We start from the raw sequence: 17,774 nt of genomic DNA on the forward strand, positions 1-17,774 counted from the left end.
ACTTACATTATATTCCATTATATTACATATATTTAATCTTCAAGAGCTTTTTCCAACACGTTGCGAACGATATCCTTCGTCGGAACTCCTTCGTGTACTTTAATTCCATCCACAAAATAGGTGGGCACATAGTAATAGTCGTACTGTTTTGCTACCTCCGGTTGAAGGTTTTCATCAATAACTGTTACCTCGACCTCACTATATTTTTTTTTCTCTTCGCAAAGCTCATCCATCCATTTAAACGCTTGCTTACAATAAGGGCAAGTTTCCATTGTAAACATTAAAACAGGTTTCATTTCAACAACTCCTTTCACGTTCTTTAGTAATTCTTCCCTCCAAATTATTGGACCAATTTTCAAGCCATATTTGTATCTCTTCAGCAGGCTTAGGTTTACTGAAATAATATCCTTGAACTTCCCCACATCCTCTTTCCCGGAGAAAATCGAGATGCTCTTTGGTTTCTACTCCTTCAGCGATTGTTTCAAGGTTTAGACTCTTCGTCATGCCAATAATTGTATCAATAATCGCTTCAGCATCAGAGTTATTCCCAATTTTGCGTACGAAGGATTGATCGATTTTTAGTTTATTGATCTTAAATCGTGTCAAATACGCCATGGAGGAATAGCCTGTGCCAAAATCATCTATTGCAATCGAGATTCCGAGTGCATGAAGTGCATCTAACATGGCAATCGCTTTATGGGGCTGACTCATAGCCACACTTTCCGTCAATTCTAGTTCTAGATACTTAGCCGGCAAGTTTGCTTCTTTTAGGCATTGCTGCACAATCTGCGGAAAATAAGTTTGTCGTAACTGAACTGCGGATAAATTTACGGCAACAATCATCGGAGGTTGACCTTGTTCCTGCCAGCTCTTCAATTGGTGAATAGCTGTTTGAAGCACCCATACACCAATGGGTAAGATCAACCCACTTTCTTCAGCTAACGGTATAAATTCCAAAGGAGATACCAATCCGAATTCAGGATGTTGCCAACGGATCAGCGCTTCCATTCCGACAACCTTGCCCGTTGCTAAGGATATCTGAGGCTGATAGAATACGCGTAATTCATTACGTTCTAAAGCCTTACGTAACGCGTTTTCCATATGAAGTTGGCGTACAGAATGTAACTGCATTTCTGGACTGAAAAAACGATAAGAGTTACGGCCTTCCTGCTTAGTAAAAAACATCGCGATATCCGCACACTTGTAAAGGGTTTCAAAGTCTAAACCATCAAGAGGATAAAAAGCAATACCAATTGATGAAGTGATCGTTAACTCATGACCCTCGATATGAAAGGGTTGGGAATGTTCAGATAGCAATTTTTCCGCAAGACATACAACCCGATCAGTATCAATACCCGGTAACAGTATAATGAACTCATCGCCACTAAGTCGAAAAACCACCTCCTGATTTCCAAATTGAGCTTTTAGTCTATCAGCAAGATGGGTCAGCAATAGATCCCCAATGCGATGGCCTAATGTATCATTTATATTTTTAAAATGATCAAGATCGAGGAACATAAGCACAAGAGTCTCTTTCTTGCTCTCGGCTTCACTAATTGCATTGTTGACGCGCTCTGTAAGCAACACCCGGTTAGGTAAATTCGTCAAAGCGTCATAATAAGCCAAATGCTGGATTTTTTCTTCCGCTTCTTTTTGTTGAGTGACATCACGAATCGTTTCAATAGCTGCAATGGCCTTGCCTTGAGAATCACGTAAAACAGAAGCATTTGCCCAAAGAGCGGTTTTTCCTGAAAGTATATGATGCGTTGTCGATTCACCAATCAGAACATCTCCTTGAGTAAAACGGATGGACTGATAATGGTTGGCTTGCTCTTGCTTAAAATCGAGGGCAAGATCGATCAAAATAGGATGCCTTCGATGATAAAGGGGTATTGAATATTCATAATTTCCTTTGCCTATCATATCCTGAGCCTTGATGCCAGTCAGGGATTCAATTGCTTTATTCCATGCAATAATCTTCCTCTCTTTATCAATGACGAAGGTCGCATCAGGAAGAAAATCGATAATATTGATTAAACGCTGCTGTGCATCCAGAAGAGCCTTCGCAGTTTCCATACGTAAAGTAATATCTCGAAAGATCCCGATGTAATTTGTAATCATTCCCTCAGCGTCAACGATTTGACTGATAGAAAGTCCTTCAGCATATTCACTGCCATCTTTACGCCGATTCCATAATTCCCCCTGCCAATGTCCGGTGGCTTGGATTGTATCCCACATGAACTGGTAATATTCCTGATCCTGGCGACCTGAAGAAAGAATATTGGGGTTCTTTCCGATAACCTCGCTTTCAGTATATCCGGTTAATTTGGTAACAGCCTCATTAACCGTTAAGATGTTCGCTCGTAAATCGGTTATGATAATTCCTTCGTTACTTTGCTCGAAAACTTTCGCAAAAAGCCGAAGTCTGTCCTCAGCCTTAATTCGGAGTTTGTTCGTATCGAATTGATCTAGGGCAAAACTTATAGTAGTCGCAATCTCTTCTAATAATTCAATCATCTTCTGATCAAAAATATTAGGTTCAAAATGATAAACGGTCAAAGCGGCATAGGGTTGCCCCGCACGCCTTAGCGGGATCGCTGCACTTGCTCTCCATCCATAGTGATGAGCAAGGTTTTGCCAAAGGTGTGTATGGTCATCCTCGAGAAAATCTTGACAGATTACCAAACGATTTTCACGAAAAGCGACTCCAGTAGGACCACGCCCTTCGGAAACCTCAGCGCTAGAGGAAACATAAAGACCATCTAGATACTCTGTTCCAGTACCAAAACAAGAGAGAATCGAGAACCGGTCATCTTCTACAGGGCGCCCAATCCAGCTCATTTTCATGCCACCCATTTCAACCGAAACACGACAAAGCCTGTCCCACAAGCTTCCTTCATCCGAGCATTCAACAATAGCTTGACTCGTCTGTGCTAAGACCGCATAAAGTTGATTAAGATATTGAATATGTTTTTCATATTCATCCGTTTTTTTATTCGTCTTCATTATGGACTCATATACTCGCTTATCCATATATGAATCTCCTTCGTCTCCACAATTTGTTAATGTTTAGCATTCATTAAATTTCGATTCAATATGACAATCTTCCGCAATAATGTATTCTAGTTAAGAATAACTTTTTCCTTTTTTAGATTTTAGAAATACAAAAAACTATCCATACGCACTTTTCACAAGTATAGCACTAGGCTATACTAGTCTTAACCCCTAATAAAATAACAAGGAGAATCATGATGTTTCGCACAATTCTTTGGTTTATCTATTTTGGTGCCTATCTTCTCGCCATTTATCCCAAAATGTTAAAAGTACAACGATTGGCAGAAATAGGGAATACAGTTGAACATGATGAACTCACTCACCAAGTCGCCCAAAAATGGGCTCGTTCTCTTGTCAAATTTGCAGGAGTCACAGTAACCGTCACGGGACAGGTAAAAGTCCCCACGGAGGGCGCTGTACTCTTTGTCAGTAATCATCAAGGTAATTTTGATATTCCCCTTCTCTTGGGTTATATCGAGAAACCCAAAGGATTCATTGCTAAAATAGAGCTTAAAAAAGTTCCTTTAATTCGCACTTGGATGACTCATCTTAACTGTGTTTTTATGGATCGTTCAGATATCCGCCAATCCTTAAAGGTCATGAAACAAGCTGCGGATTATCTTAAAGCAGGCTATTCAATGGTTATTTTCCCTGAAGGCACGCGAAGTAAAAGTGACACGATTGGAGAATTTAAAGCGGGGAGTTTAAAATTAGCACTGAAGGCTGGTATACCGATTATTCCGATCACGATCAGCGGATCCTATAAAATTATGGAACAAAACGGTACTATCATTAAACCAGCTGATGTTAAGATTACACTTCACGACCTTATTCCTACGGCCGGATTAAGTAAAGAAGAAGCTATAGAACTCCCGGAAAAAATCAGAAGCATAATTGAACAGAGTGTGTAAAACAAATGACCTCTTCACCTATCGTGAAGAGGTCATTTGATAAAGTATATAATCCCGCAAAATTCCTTCTGAATAAACCACTGATCCTTCCGGAGACACCACTGAGTAAAAACCAAGAATCACCTACTTCATTCGTTTAGGGCATACATGTTCTAGCTAAACACCTTTCTGAAGATTTTGGATCATTTGAAAGGAATACCTCTGAGGCATTGAAGAACTCGAACGAAACCCTTTGAGATGCATGGACTGAGTTAGCAAAGAAACTGCTGAGATCGACGAATCAATTGAAATAAGGGGAATTGAAAACTTCTTGACAGACACCAACCGAAAGTTTGCGAAAACCACGAAACTACGAAAACTGAAGGAATTCTGCGGGAAATTAAGCATAAATACAATAAAAGCCATCCCTTAGGGTGGCTTAATCCAATCAGCAGTTAATCATGATATCCTCTAACTCTGCCGTGGATTATTACCAACCCTAATCGGTGAAAGTTAAAAACAAGATACATGAACTAAAATTAATATATGTTCTTTATGTTTTTATTGTAAATCCATTAGCACAGGTTGTCAATACTTTTGACCACATCATCCCAAATTATTCATTCTAAACTCACGTTATTCCCATAAGTTGTCCATCAGCTTATTGATGTCTTCTTTGTTTTTCTTTGTCTCTTCCTGATCAATATAAAAAACACCGTTTTCCTCGTAAACAACGTCACCTTCGCAAGCCTCAAGAGGCAAGAGTTGTCGTGAAATATCAATCTTTTCCCTATTCTCTAACTCAACCACCGCAATATTTTCTTCAAAGCGATCAATGATCCCTTTCATTGACTTGTCCTCCCTACAGTAAACGTAATATTTTTCCCATCCGATTCGGCAACTACAGTTCCAGATTCATCCGTCCGATATAGAGACACACCCGCCTTCTGAAGCCTTGTTAAGGTATTTACTGTAGGATGACCGTAATCATTATCATTACCTACGGAAATAACTGCATACTCAGGCTGTACTCTTGCTAGAAATGCAGCTGAAGTGGATGTTCGAGATCCATGGTGACCTACTTTTAAAACATCAGCTCTAAGATCATAACCCGCATTCATCATTTCTTGTTCTGACTCAGATTGCGCATCCCCAGTGAATAAAAATGCAGTTTGCCCGTAAGTAAGCCTCAACACAGCACTATAATCATTAACTTCCTCATATTGGGTTGAATTTGGGGCAAGCATCTCAGCCTTAACTTCGGATCCTAAATCCAGCTTTAAGCCTGCTTTTGCTTCCGTAATTTTTAGGCCCTTTTGACTGATTGCAGTTAGCAGACTGCGAAACGATTGAGTCGATGAGGTTTGTTTCGGCATGACAATCTGACCTATGTCAAATGCCTTTGTGACAGCATCTGCTCCTCCAATGTGATCAGAATGAGGATGTGTCCAGATCGTGAGATCAAGTCGTTTTACGCCCTGACTTCTAATATAGGAAACCACTTTATCTCCCTGATCATTTTCCCCTGCATCGATTAGAACGTTTTTGCCATTAGGAATCTGGATCAGTATTGAATCGCCTTGTCCCACATCGATGTATGATACACGCAGCTTTTCCTCTCCATTTTGCATCGGTTGTGATGAAATTAAAGCGTTCCCTTGAGACGGGGTCGATACCCCAGTTGTTACCCCACATCCCGTTATAAAAGCTATACAACTAGAGACCAATAAAACCACAATAAAGACACGTGAAAGCTTTTCTGTGAGTTTAGTACAACGTGTTGCCATTTTTACCTCCGAATGCAGATTGATCATGTATATATAATATATGAGCAGTCTATATTCGTTATATTTTTTTAAATTTCCTACTTGACAGGGGAAAGATCGATTACGACGTTATCGATAAAAATCTTGACGAGTTCTGGGTCAAATTGGGTTCCTGCATTATTAGTCAGTTCTTCGAGAGCCTTCTCTTGCGTAAAAGGCTTACGATAGCTACGGTCATTGATCATCGCATCATACGCATCCGCAATGGCAATAATTCGTGCGTGAAGCGGTATTTTATTACCCTTCAAGCCTTTGGGATAGCCGTTGCCATCCCAACGTTCATGATGTGCCAAAACATCTATAGCCATATCTGCCATATCATTAACCGTACTCAAAATACGATAGCCAATTTCTGGATGACGTTTGATTTCAATCCACTCTTCCTTAGTCAACTTTCCAGAATTACTGAGGACTTTTTCGTCAATGCCAATTTTTCCGATATCATGCAGTAGACCAACATTTTTAAGTTCCAAAACGTCTCTTTCAGGTAAATTTAGAGCTATCCCTATGCGCTGACAGAGCTCTGAAACGCTATGCGAGTGATGTTCTTCTTGTTTGTTCTTTTCATAAAGAGTATTTACAATAGTTTGGATGGCTTTTCCGCGCATACTTGGACTCTCAAAGAGCTTCATTTTATACATGTTATCTTCCGCTTTTTTTAAAATCTCATCAATCGATTGAGTTGAATAGCGTTTGGTCTCAAAGCCAAAAGAAATTGAGAGCTGAATCGAACCCACCTCTTCCTGGGTAGCCAACTTTTGGATTCGTTTCAAAATCCGTTCTGCTTCTAAACGATCGGTATTGGGTAATAAGAGAACAAATTCATCCCCACCGAGTCGCGCCAAAATATCATCCTTACGGCAGGCTTTTTTCATGACTTGCCCCACTTTACTCAGCAGTTGATCACCGAATTCATGTCCAAAAGAATCATTCACAAGTTTCAAGCCATTGACATCTGCCATCATGACCGATAACGGATAATTCCGCACCACATCAAGGCGTTTTAACTCCTCTTCATAAAACCGCCGATTATAAAGCCCGGTCAGTTGATCATGATAGCTAAGATAAAGAATTCTTTCTTCGTTCTTTTTGTGATCTGTCACATCCTGTATCGTTCCAATCATGCGAAGAGGTTCCCCTTCAGAATTCACTTCAAGTTCACCCAGTCCATGGACCCACCGAACCTCCCCATTTTCATGACGCACGATTTGATATTCAAAGTCGTAACATTCCTTATCCAATTGAAAATGTTCGGTTACGAGATCAAGCCAATCGGGATGAATGAGCGTCATGTATCCTTCAAGGGTATGGGGGAAACTCTCTTCTATACCAAGAATTTCATTTAATGTTTGAGAGCAGTGCCATTGCCCTGTTTTATAATCCATGATATAACTGCCAGTATGGGCAACCCGCTGAGACTCAAGTAGTAAATATTCACTATCGCGAAGTAACTTCTCCGTCTGTTTGAGCTCTGAAATATTGATTACAAAACTAGATATTCCTACCACTTCACCGTTCTTTAAGACAATGGGCGACCAATACATTTGCCAATAGAGAGGGGTACCGTTTTCTTCTTGTCTGACGTCTTGGAGCTCAGCTACACAATCGCCTGCCAGAACCTGTTTAAAATTGGCTTGAGCCAGCTGCGCATAAGGATGGTTACCGAATGCCTCTAGCATATTCATGCCAACTTCAATCTTTGAACCGAAAATTTTTAACATCATATCCTTATGTTCAAGGTTAAAATTCAGATAACAATATCCCTTATCCAGGGAGCAAACGAGGACATCAGGTGAACTTTCAAAAATCGCCTGCAACAAATTATTCTTGTATTCCAACTGACAATTGATTTCATTGATCTCCTGAGTCCGCTGGATTACCTTGCGATTGAGGGTCCGGTTCCAGTAAAAAAGTCCAAAGAGTAAGAGGATTCCGACGAAACCCAAAAATAAAATGAAGCGAAAGTTCTCTGCCCAAAAGCTCGGTAAACTAGAGATACCCAGCCACCTTGCATTAATGGATTCCATTTCCTGATCTGATATTTTATCAAACCCAGACTCAAGCGTATTCAAAAGCTCAGTGTTACCTACCTTGACGGCTCTGTAGAATTGACTCGTATAGAGAGAGGTATCTGTATAGTGAAAATTATCTTGAATCCCCATTTTATATAGATAATAAAGTGCCGGAGGTTTTCCCATCGTAAAGATGGATATTTTATTATCCTTAGCCGCTTGTATAAGATCTTCTGCAGAATCGAACTCCGTGATATTGGTAATACCTTGTTCGTTTAAGACCTCGATACAGTGGTCCCCTTTTTTTGCAGCGATTTCAAAACCCCGGATCGAGTCGGCATTATGAATCCCTGAAATATTATTCTGAAAAAAAATTGGAACTTCTATAGTTGCATAAGGTTTTGTAAAATCAAACAATGTTGTGCGTTGCTCACTATATGAGATCGTATCAATTACATCAAATTGCCCAGCTAGCATACTCTCATATGCTTCATTCCAGGGCTTTCCGGTTATGTAGACCTTTATTCCTGTCTTCTGCTCAAAAAGTTTCCATTGGTCAATGCTGATTCCTTGTAATTCACCTTGGCTATTTCGAAACGAGTATGGCGGGTAATTTTCATCAATAACGACCTGAATGGATTGAGAGGACTGTTGCGCTGCAAGTAGAGATGACGCAGTGCTCAATATAAATAATAGGGATAGAGATAACCCAAGTACCCACAAAAAAAGTCTTTGAGGCTCACTCTTTCTCATCTGTTTCCCCATCCTTTTCGTATCATTTATCTGAATAATATTCTACTAATTTCGAGAATATTTTTCATTTTCCTGCAGAATGAACATTTTTTCACATTTTTTTATTCACAGCAACGCAAAAAATACACGCTCCTCTTTTCTAAAGAGCGTGTATATCTTAGTTTTTTAGCCTCTTATGTTGTTTTACCAGAACAATGATTACAGTGAGTGCCGTTAGAGCTATCCCTGTAATAGCAACTACTCCCTGAAGCGCTAAAGTTGCAGGAATGTAAGTCGTTGAAAATCCACCTAATGTTTGATGACTTAACCCAAGCGTAAGTGCTTTGATTCCTGGAATGAATTTAATTTGATAGATAATATGTCCGGCAAGAGCCAACGGAGTAAAAGCAAATACAAGTTTAATTCGCGTGGAAGCTGCTTTCGTTTTGAAGGTTTTCCCCAACCACCACCCGATCATTCCTCCAAGTATAGCTGAGAGGAAATAAGCCAAAGTGAATGAAACTTTCCACTGGGTCGCAGGCCATATCTTCTGAAGGGGTTCATAATAGCTGATTGGTAGTATTATTGAAAACAATATGCCAATAAATACAGTATAACCTTGGTTTACACGTTTAAGGTGCCAAACCTCTCGTGCTGGGAACCTTAAATTGACATGTACCGAATCATGAGGGCAATTTCGAACACAGTTAAAACACAATTTACAATCGAGGTTATTATCAAGGTAAGGAAGATGTTGTGACATGGGACACCCCTTAACATTTCCTTTGCCGACATAACAGTCGAAAGTTGTACATTTATTGAGGCAAACTGCAGGATCAGACCTAACTTCAATGAGAGAACCAATCGATGCGGTACCTACAAACCCTCCGAGAGGACAGAAATGACGGCACCAGGCATGGCGAGGATAGAGAACACTAATTAAGATCGCGGCTAATTGAATGACAATCAGCAATAAGGCCGTATAAAGGGGATTCGAACGCATATCTGTAATAATCTCAACCCAAAAGACCAGAAGAAATAATGTGCTAATGATGAGATAATCATATTTGATGAACACTTCTGGAACAGAACGATGGGGATTAAATTTATTTTGAACATAATTCATGACCGTAGAAAACGGGCAAATCGTACACCATACCCTTCCTAAAAAGGGGGATAAGATCGCCAGTGCAGGCCACCAAATCCCCCAAACCAAAGTAAATATTTTCATAATAATTGATAAATGGGGAGAAAAGAGCATTCCTGCAATGACAAGGAAGAATAATACTGCGGAAATACGCCGTAACCAGGGAAGAAAAGTTCCTTTCTTTAATAAGTTTTCAAAGAAAGGCCACCGTAATAGATTGATTTTATGACCTACTTGCTCTGAAGTCGGTCCAAAGAAGATCTGTTCAAGGCCAATCGTATTCTCAGACGCAAGAAAAAATGAACGTTCAAGAACTTGAATCAGCTCAGTTACGTTTCCTTGTCGGTAGTGATGAGAAAGTAAGAGCTGGGTCGCTTCCGAAGTGAGGATGGGTGTTTTACGATGATTCTTCTGGGCGAGTTTTTCGAGGATCCCCTGTGCAAGCACAGGGATATCTCGCTTACGATCTCGGAGTGGAGTGATCGTGTAATGATGATAGAAACACGCTTTAAGCTCAGGTTGAAGCTTTTGCTCTGTTACTCGCTGTTGGATTTGCAGACTGCCAATAACTAAGCATTTCAACGGACGTGCTTTTATTATTTGAGCTAAAGCGAGCTGGGTTTGAGGAGAAATATCATCAATTTCTTGAATAAACAATGTTCCCCCAGCTGCAACATCAAAAAGTTTATCATACATTTTCTCCCATTGCTGGTCAAACCGACGACCATCGACAACAACAAAAGGAGCAGCTTCTCCGAAGAGATTTTGATGAACATACCAGGCCATCATTTGTCGTCCAGTTCCCCGCTCCCCGAGGACAAGTAAATTTCCGGATTGCTCTCTTATTTCACTGAGTTTCCGCTCAACTTCTTTTGTCGTTCTGACACTTCCCCAGATTCCATAAAACTTATCTTGATATTGGGTCTGTTTAATTGCTGAACGTAATACTTCCTTATATTTATTTTCAGAAAGCATTTGATTGGCTTCAATCAGGTCCTCGGCCAGTTCTTCAATAATGGATTGATAGATTTGTGGTTTTCGGAGCAAAATTTGGGCGAAATCATCCGCTGATATACTGAGAACATGTGAATTCTCTAAACAACGAACTGAGTAAGCATAAGGTTTCCCTGTGACTAAGGAAAGTTCACCAAACACAGCTTCTGGACCTGCGACTAAAACTTTTGGCGAGCCAAAATGCTCATCTTTGAGAACTTCGACGCTTCCTTCACAAAGCAGATAAAATGATGAGGGGCGTTGCCCCTGTTTAATGAGTAAAACTCCTTCTGGATACGCTTCCCACCTAAACTCTCTAGCCAGTTCTGTTATTTCTTGGGCGCTTAGTTCAGAGAAGAAGGCGATATTTGCAAGGTAATGTTCTTTTTCCATATTCATTAAATCACCTTCATGAATGAAACATAATTTTCTGAATTTTCATTTCTTTGGATTATACTAACACAGATACCGGTCTATATAAATCGTTTCTCATAATGAATACAATATTTCTGTTTGTTTAGTGCCTTTTTTAATCTCTTTCCATTATGTATAATTAAATAAGACTATTATAAAATGAGGAGTGTGCCGTAAGGTGAATAAAGTTATACTTTTGTCAGGAAGCCCACGACCTGATGGAAATACCTTTCAGGTTTTGCATGAAAGCCTAAAGATTATCGAAAGCCAAGGTGTCGAAGCTGAATTGATTAGTTTGGCAGGAAAAAAAATTCAATCCTGTATTGCCTGTGGAAAATGTGCAGAACTCAAGAAATGCGTTCTAAATGATGGAGTAAATGAAATTATTGAAAAAATCAGAAATGCTCAAGGATTTATCGTTGGATCACCTGTCTATTACGGCACAGCGCGCGGGGATTTAATGTCTCTTCTCCAGAGAGTAGGTAAGGTTTCAGGTGCTACCGATCATTTTCTTTCTTGGAAAGTAGGCGGCCCAATCGCTGTTGCCAGAAGGGGTGGCCAAACGTCCTCAATTCAAGAAATGCTCATGTTTTACCTTATGAACGACATGATTATCCCAGGTTCCACATACTGGAATATCGCCTTCGGCCGGACCCCTGGAGAAGTACTGGAGGATGAGGAAGGAATTCAAACCATTCGCCGATTCGCTGAAAATGTTGCACAGTTAATTAAGAAAATCTATCCAGAGCCGGTTTCGTAATCCAAAGCTATGCCAAAAGAGGAAGCTCCCCCACAGAAGTGGGAGTGGCTTCCTCTTCTTTATAATTAGAGTGGCGCATTCAATGGATCTTGGTAAATTGAGCCAATCCTTGTCGAGCGAATAAGCTCCTTTTGGTGTTTTACACAATAGATATGCCACGCAAATTTATCAGGATGAGATATACAGTAACGTGCCGTTCGCTCCGACACCGCTTTTTGGCAAATGCGACAGCGAATATCTCCATATTTAGGTCTGTTTAAGAGTCTTTGTTTGCGTAAACGAGCAGAATATTCGTTTCGTACATTAGGATCAAGAATATTGACCTGCTCGATTTGTGAATAGATCTTTAGTACTTCTTCATCACTAAGCACTTCCGGCTGTGATCGTTTGAGAATAACGGTGAGAATATCTGTATCATAGAATACGGATCCCGAAATTACTTTCAGTTCACAACGACGGCTAAATGTCGCAAAAGAATAGATCGGGATCGTTACATCAAGATCAACCTGCTTTCGAAGAGCTTCCAGATGGGCATGATTCTCAAAAAGCAGGTTGGGAAACGTTTTCACTCGCCAAGTAATCGCCTGGTGCCAATTCGGATCATTTTCTTCACCCAGGATAATCCCAGAAAGATTATTGACTTCAATAAGAAAAAGCCCATAGGGCGAAACGACGAGATGGTCAATGTGTTCAAACCCCTGCTCAGATTTAAATAATAAATTGCTCATCAGACGATAACTTTTAGGGAGCTGTCCTAATTCAACTTCGATTTTATATTCTCCAATTTCATCCTTCCTCTGAGATCTACATCGAGGTGATCCTCGAAATCGCGAATTTCTTGAGGAATAATGATCCGTTTTATATTTCATATTTATAAGAAACTGCTGCGATTCCTTGGGCTCAAGAACCGGACTTAAGACTTTGCTTTTTCTTTTCCAAAAAACCAATGACAAGCGCCACCTTTCGTAAAAAAAATCGCGAGCAGAATCTCTCTCTATTTTCCTAGTTTAAGTTTGGCGAGAGCATCGGCTAGGGCTGTATTCACTGTAACATCCGATTTCTGCTTCTGCATGTATTTCTGGACTTCTTTTTTGTTCACAGAACCTTTTCCGTCATGCTCCCTCCGTTGGGTAAACGCGGACAATTTTTCCCTATAGCCACAGGTACAGGTAAAGATTTTATGTTCTCCATCCCCTCGAAGTTCCATCTTCTTATGACATTGAGGACATCGGGCATTTGAATGGACGGAAAGGCCTTCTCGGTATCCGCATTCACGATCCTGACAGACGAGCATCTCTCCTCGCTTACCCTTGACCTTTAAAAGAAACTTTCCGCAATTGGGGCATTTCATGCGTGTTAAATTATCATGATGGAAGGTTTGGTTACTCGCTATAACTTCTGAGACTAAATGTCTTGCATATCCTTTTATACCTTGTACAAATGGCTGGCGCTTTTCTCCGCCTTTGCTGATTTCATTCAGCTGTTGTTCCCATTTAGCCGTCAGTTCAGGAGACTTAAGGTCAGACGGAACAAGTCCGATTAGCTGAATTCCTTTTGAGGTTGGAATAATCTCCTTCCCCTGTCTCTCCATATAAAACGAATTAAAGAGTTTTTCAATAATATCGGCTCGAGTCGCTGGCGTACCCAGGCCACTTGTTTTTTCAAGCATCTCGCGCAAGGATTCATCCTCAACTTTTTGTCCAGGATGTTCCATAGCTGAGAGAAGTGTGGCTTCAGTATAACGTTTAGGCGGTTTAGTTTTTCCGGGTACTGATTTAATTGAAAGCAGATTAAGACGCTCCTTCACCTTTAAATCGGGGAGTGTCTGCTCGGTTTCTTCGCGTTCTTCTTCACTCGAATCCAAGTCCTCATAAGCGTTTCGCCAGCCTTTTTGCTTCATATTCTTGCCCTTGGCAGTAAATATTTCCCCCTTGATTTCTAGGATGACAGTGGTCTGTTCATATTCAAAGGCTGGTGAAAGGACGGCAAAAAAGCGTCGCACGATTAAGTCATAAATTCTCGCTTCTTCCTGACTGAGCTTATTTAAAAATACAGGTTCCTCAGTCGGAATAATCGCATGGTGATCACTAACCTTCGTATTATCGACCAAGCGTTTTGTAGGGGATATTTTAGTCCGGAGAATCGGGCGGGCCAAGTTCGCGTATGGTCCAACGGCAATCGTCCTTAAACGCTCAGGAAGCGTAGGAACAATATCCTCAGTCAGGTGACGCGAATCAGTACGTGGATAGGTAACAATTTTATAGTGTTCATAAAGCTGTTGCATTATCGAAGACGTCTTTTTAGCGGAGTAGCCATATTTCCGATTGGCGTCCCTTTGAAGTTCAGTTAAGTCATAAGCAAGAGGCGGAAGCTCTTTCTTCCCTTCTTTTTTTACATCAATTATAACAGCTTCTTGTCCACTTACTTTGGCAAGAAGCTGTTCTGCTTGATGATTATCAAAGATACGTGTTTGGCACTTCTTATCCTGCCAGCGCAGCGAAAATCCCTTAGCGTAGGCATTGATGGTCCAATAGTCTTTTGGGACAAATTTTTTGATCTCTTTTTCCCGTTCTACGATTAAGGCCAGCGTGGGCGTCTGCACTCGGCCTGCCGAAAGTTGAGCATTGTATTTACAGGTAAGGGCACGAGTCACGTTAAGTCCTACATACCAATCTGCTTCGGCACGGCTTTCGGCAGCATCATAGAGAGATTCATAATTCTGACCGGGTTTTAGGTTTCTAAAACCCTCCTTAATGGCTTTATCAGTTTGGGAGGAAATCCATAACCGTTTAATCGGCTTGTGCCAGCCTCCTTTTGCAAGAATCCAGCGTGCTACGAGCTCCCCTTCTCGTCCTGCATCGGTAGCAATAATGAGCTCATCAATATCGGGTTGCCTGAGCAGATGCTTAACTGCAGCATATTGTTTAGACGTTTCTTTGATAACGACTAACTCCATCTTCTGAGGAAGCATGGGAAGGTCATCCAGTCGCCACGTTTTATATCGGTCATCATAAGCCTCCGGATCAGCCAATGTCACTAAATGACCAAGAGCCCAAGTCACAATATATTGAGGACCTATGAGACACCCATTCCCTTTTTGATGACAGCCTAAAACCCGGGCGATCTCTCGACCGACCGAGGGCTTTTCGGCTAGAATTAAACTTTTTTTCATTAAGAATCTCCTATCTATGCTTTACTTAATTAATATTTTGTAGAAATCTCTTTTTCGACCTGTGTGCTTTGAATCAGATTTTGTTCCTTTGGGGCATTGCGTAGTGCAAACCAGGTAAAGATTGAAGCCAGCGGTTGATTAAATACGGAGGCTAAGGTGACAGGAATCGCGACGGCTACCGGGAAATAGGTCATAGCTAGAACAAAGCCAAAATTGATATTCCGCATGCCTACATTAAAAATCATTGTGAGCACAGTGGGACGCGTTCGGTTGCGCAAAGCAAATGAGGCCAGATAGCCCACTAAATAACCACACAGCATAAGTAATAGAATGACCCCTAAAAGTATAAGTATAGAAATCCCCCACACGATTTTGGGAGAGATTAGAGCAGCATTAACAAGGATGATAAAAAACACTCCAATTTTTGCGGTTAGCCCCCCTAGCGATTGAGAAAATTTATCCACCTTACCCTTTGATAGATCATTAAGTGCCATCCCTGCTAAACTCGGTAGAGCAACCATCATGATCAATTCCAAGATCATCTGGGAGTAGTTCACGTCAATACTCTGCCCTAAGACGACTGAAAAGAAAGCCGGAAGGATAAGAGGGGAAAGCAGGGTGTCAAGCATTACTACAACTAAGGCAAGAACAACATCGCCTCCCGCTATTCCTGTCCAAACAATCGAGGTAAGCCCGATGGGAATGACCGAGCTGATTAAAAAGCCAAGGCGTGTATAGAAATCCTGGGGATAAAACAAAAAGCCGATACCTCCAGCGATAATCGGCATAACTGCATGAATTAAGATAAGCATACCAATCGGTAGAATAGGGCGTTTTATAATTCTCAGTAAATCCTTAAAATGAATATCAAGAGAAGTGACAAAGGTCAAGTAAATGAAACAGAATAAGGTTACATTTTGTGACAATAGAAAATGCGGTAAGTTAAAGTTAAACCCGGTAAGAAGGGCTATTAGCGTGACAAAAAACATTCGCTTTCCGAGCCAGCGATTCAAGACAGCAAAAGAATTGAGCATTGTCTCCTCCTTGATGTATAGGGTAAGCACTTTTGAACACCTTATTTAGTGTACTTGAAGAGGCAAAAGGTTTCAACCCTGTAATATTTCTTGTTATGATTAATGCTGCAATTCGTATAATTTCGAATCCTTTGTAAGAAAATACAGTGAAACTAAGATGACAAGGAGGTCCTGTTTATTATGAAGGTTCGCGATTTAATGTCTCAAAACGTTAAATGGGTTGACCCCAATCAATCTCTGGAAGAGGTTGCTCAAATTTTGGCATCATCAAATATTGGCTCTGTTCCCGTCTGCCAAGACAAACAATTGATGGGAATGATTACCGATCGCGATATTCTGGTTCGTGCGATCGCCCAAGGAAAGGATCCCAAAACGACAAAAGCGACTGAAATTATGACTAAAGAAGTGCAGAGTGTTTCCCCAGAGACAGATATTCACCAAGCTTCTGATTTAATGGCCGAAAGTCAAATTCGCAGATTACCTGTCGTTGACAATAATCAACTCGTGGGTTTTCTTGCGATCGGTGATATCGCAGTCCAATCCATTCACGTAAATGAAGCGGGTGAAGCACTCAGCAGCATTTCCGAAGGAATTCAGCACTAAAGTTAAATAGTGTAGAACGAAAAGGAGTAAGCAACATTCTCTTCGAGAGGTTGAGCTTACTCCTTTGTTCGTTTTTGGGTTCTATCTATTGAGACTCCTGTGTAGGCTTATTTTGGTGTATAATATTTTTCGTCTACTTCCTTACATCTAGTTTCAATTAAAATAACTAAAGGGGTCATTATGTTAAAATCCTATTTCGCAATACTTCTTTCTTCACTCCTTTATGGAGGGAACGTCATTGCAGGACGTTTAATCGCTGGGTCAATCCCTCCTATTAGCTTATCGGCCATTCGAGCCCTCTTAGGGTTAAGCATTCTCCTGCCTCTCGCTTGGCCAGCCCTGAAAAGCGCCCCTAAGCCTACTACAAAAGAGCTGTTCCAACTTATTCTTATCAGTTTGTTAGGGGTTTCACTCCCCTATGTTTCACTAATTTATGGGTTGGCAGATACTACAGCCACGAATGCCTCAGTAATTTTTGCAACACTTCCAGCCATGACGAACCTAATGTTTTTTATAATTTTTAAATCGAAACCTTCTAAGTTTCAGGTTTTAGGGATACTTACCTCTTTCCTCGGTCTAGTCATCGTCTTCACGCAAGGGGATATATTTCACCTCTTGTCTTTTAGAATAGGGGGAGGTGAGATTTTTCTCTTTCTCAATGTTTTATGTATCAGCCTCTTTAATGTTGTTGGTCAAAGCTTCATGAAGAAATTTTCATCACTGGTCACAAGCGTATATTCTCTAGTTTTCGCTATTCTAACGTTAACTCCGCTCGCTCTCTGGCAGTTGAACTCCTTTGTCTGGTATCTCTCATGGTCGCAGTGGCTTTTAGTCATCTACATGGGGTGTTTCGCTGCAGGCTTCGCATATTTCCTCAACCTTTATGGAATTGAAAAAATTGGTGGCGGTCAAACATCCATCTTAAATAATCTGCAGCATGTCTTCAGCATTAGCCTTGGCGTCCTCGTTCTCAAAGAATCCTTATATGTTTATCACGGGCTCGGTTTTGTCCTTGTGATTTCAGGAGTTGTTCTTTCTCTGATGAGAACCTCGACTTCTTCCCCTAAACTCGCGAGGAGCAAGAGCTCCAACCCGGCGATCTAAATTCGCTGTCCTACAGAAGAAAGAGAAACTAGG

The 17,774-nt window shown here is 40.8% G+C and carries 13 protein-coding genes; 4 read left to right on the forward strand and 9 right to left on the reverse strand.

Annotation, left to right across the window (positions count from 1 at the left end; all coding sequences use genetic code 11):
• Positions 1 to 32: 32 nt before the first annotated feature.
• Together DESME_RS07870 and DESME_RS07875 are read right to left on the reverse strand one after the other, a co-directional pair.
• Positions 33 to 296, reverse strand: coding sequence for a thioredoxin family protein (locus DESME_RS07870; RefSeq protein WP_006717137.1), 264 nt, complete (start codon positions 294 to 296; stop codon positions 33 to 35).
• A 1-nt stretch (position 297) separates the two neighbouring features.
• Positions 298 to 3,033: a bifunctional diguanylate cyclase/phosphodiesterase gene (locus tag DESME_RS07875; protein ID WP_006717139.1), complete on the reverse strand. Its 2,736-nt coding sequence runs from the start codon at positions 3,031 to 3,033 to the stop codon at positions 298 to 300.
• Positions 3,034 to 3,251: 218 nt separating this feature from the next.
• Here DESME_RS07875 and DESME_RS07880 point away from each other — a divergent pair, with 218 nt between their 5' ends.
• A complete protein-coding gene (locus tag DESME_RS07880) occupies positions 3,252 to 3,965 on the forward strand; it encodes a lysophospholipid acyltransferase family protein (protein WP_006717141.1) in 714 nt (237 codons plus the stop codon).
• A gap of 615 nt (positions 3,966 to 4,580) precedes the next feature.
• On the opposite strand, the gene DESME_RS07885 is transcribed toward DESME_RS07880, so the two are convergent.
• The 4 genes from DESME_RS07885 to DESME_RS07900 form a co-directional block, all read right to left on the reverse strand.
• Positions 4,581 to 4,793 (reverse strand): DUF3006 domain-containing protein, encoded by a 213-nt coding sequence (locus DESME_RS07885; RefSeq protein WP_006717142.1) that lies wholly within the window; start codon positions 4,791 to 4,793, stop codon positions 4,581 to 4,583.
• Positions 4,790 to 5,731, reverse strand: a complete 942-nt coding sequence (locus DESME_RS07890) for a ComEC/Rec2 family competence protein (RefSeq protein ID WP_006717143.1) — start codon at positions 5,729 to 5,731, stop codon at positions 4,790 to 4,792. Before DESME_RS07890 ends, DESME_RS07885 begins: the two co-directional genes overlap by 4 nt.
• A 77-nt stretch (positions 5,732 to 5,808) precedes the next feature.
• Positions 5,809 to 8,466, reverse strand: a complete 2,658-nt coding sequence (locus tag DESME_RS16260) for an HD domain-containing phosphohydrolase (RefSeq protein WP_242837394.1) — start codon at positions 8,464 to 8,466, stop codon at positions 5,809 to 5,811.
• 226 nt (positions 8,467 to 8,692) lie between these two features.
• A complete protein-coding gene (locus DESME_RS07900; protein WP_006717148.1) occupies positions 8,693 to 11,053 on the reverse strand; it encodes a cyclic nucleotide-binding domain-containing protein in 2,361 nt (786 codons plus the stop codon).
• Between the two features lie 193 nt (positions 11,054 to 11,246).
• Between DESME_RS07900 and DESME_RS07905 the strand changes: the two genes are divergently transcribed.
• A complete protein-coding gene (locus DESME_RS07905; protein ID WP_006717151.1) occupies positions 11,247 to 11,828 on the forward strand; it encodes a flavodoxin family protein in 582 nt (193 codons plus the stop codon).
• A 65-nt stretch (positions 11,829 to 11,893) separates the two neighbouring features.
• Here DESME_RS07905 and DESME_RS07910 read toward each other — a convergent pair whose 3' ends face one another.
• The 3 genes from DESME_RS07910 to DESME_RS07920 are packed head-to-tail and all read right to left on the reverse strand — an operon-like array spanning position 11,894 to position 16,034.
• Positions 11,894 to 12,775 (reverse strand): nuclease-related domain-containing protein, encoded by an 882-nt coding sequence (locus tag DESME_RS07910; protein WP_006717152.1) that lies wholly within the window; start codon positions 12,773 to 12,775, stop codon positions 11,894 to 11,896.
• Positions 12,776 to 12,822: 47 nt separating this feature from the next.
• A complete protein-coding gene (locus tag DESME_RS07915) occupies positions 12,823 to 15,000 on the reverse strand; it encodes a DNA topoisomerase III (RefSeq protein ID WP_006717153.1) in 2,178 nt (725 codons plus the stop codon).
• A 29-nt stretch (positions 15,001 to 15,029) separates the two neighbouring features.
• A complete protein-coding gene (locus DESME_RS07920) occupies positions 15,030 to 16,034 on the reverse strand; it encodes a bile acid:sodium symporter family protein (RefSeq protein WP_006717154.1) in 1,005 nt (334 codons plus the stop codon).
• 180 nt (positions 16,035 to 16,214) lie between these two features.
• Between DESME_RS07920 and DESME_RS07925 the strand changes: the two genes are divergently transcribed.
• Together DESME_RS07925 and DESME_RS07930 are read left to right on the forward strand one after the other, a co-directional pair.
• A complete protein-coding gene (locus tag DESME_RS07925; RefSeq protein WP_006717155.1) occupies positions 16,215 to 16,637 on the forward strand; it encodes a CBS domain-containing protein in 423 nt (140 codons plus the stop codon).
• Positions 16,638 to 16,817: 180 nt separating this feature from the next.
• Positions 16,818 to 17,741 (forward strand): DMT family transporter, encoded by a 924-nt coding sequence (locus tag DESME_RS07930; protein WP_006717156.1) that lies wholly within the window; start codon positions 16,818 to 16,820, stop codon positions 17,739 to 17,741.
• The last annotated feature ends 33 nt before the right edge of the window (positions 17,742 to 17,774 follow it).

The organism is Desulfitobacterium metallireducens DSM 15288, assembly GCF_000231405.2.
In the GTDB taxonomy this organism is placed as follows: domain Bacteria; phylum Bacillota; class Desulfitobacteriia; order Desulfitobacteriales; family Desulfitobacteriaceae; genus Desulfitobacterium_A; species Desulfitobacterium_A metallireducens.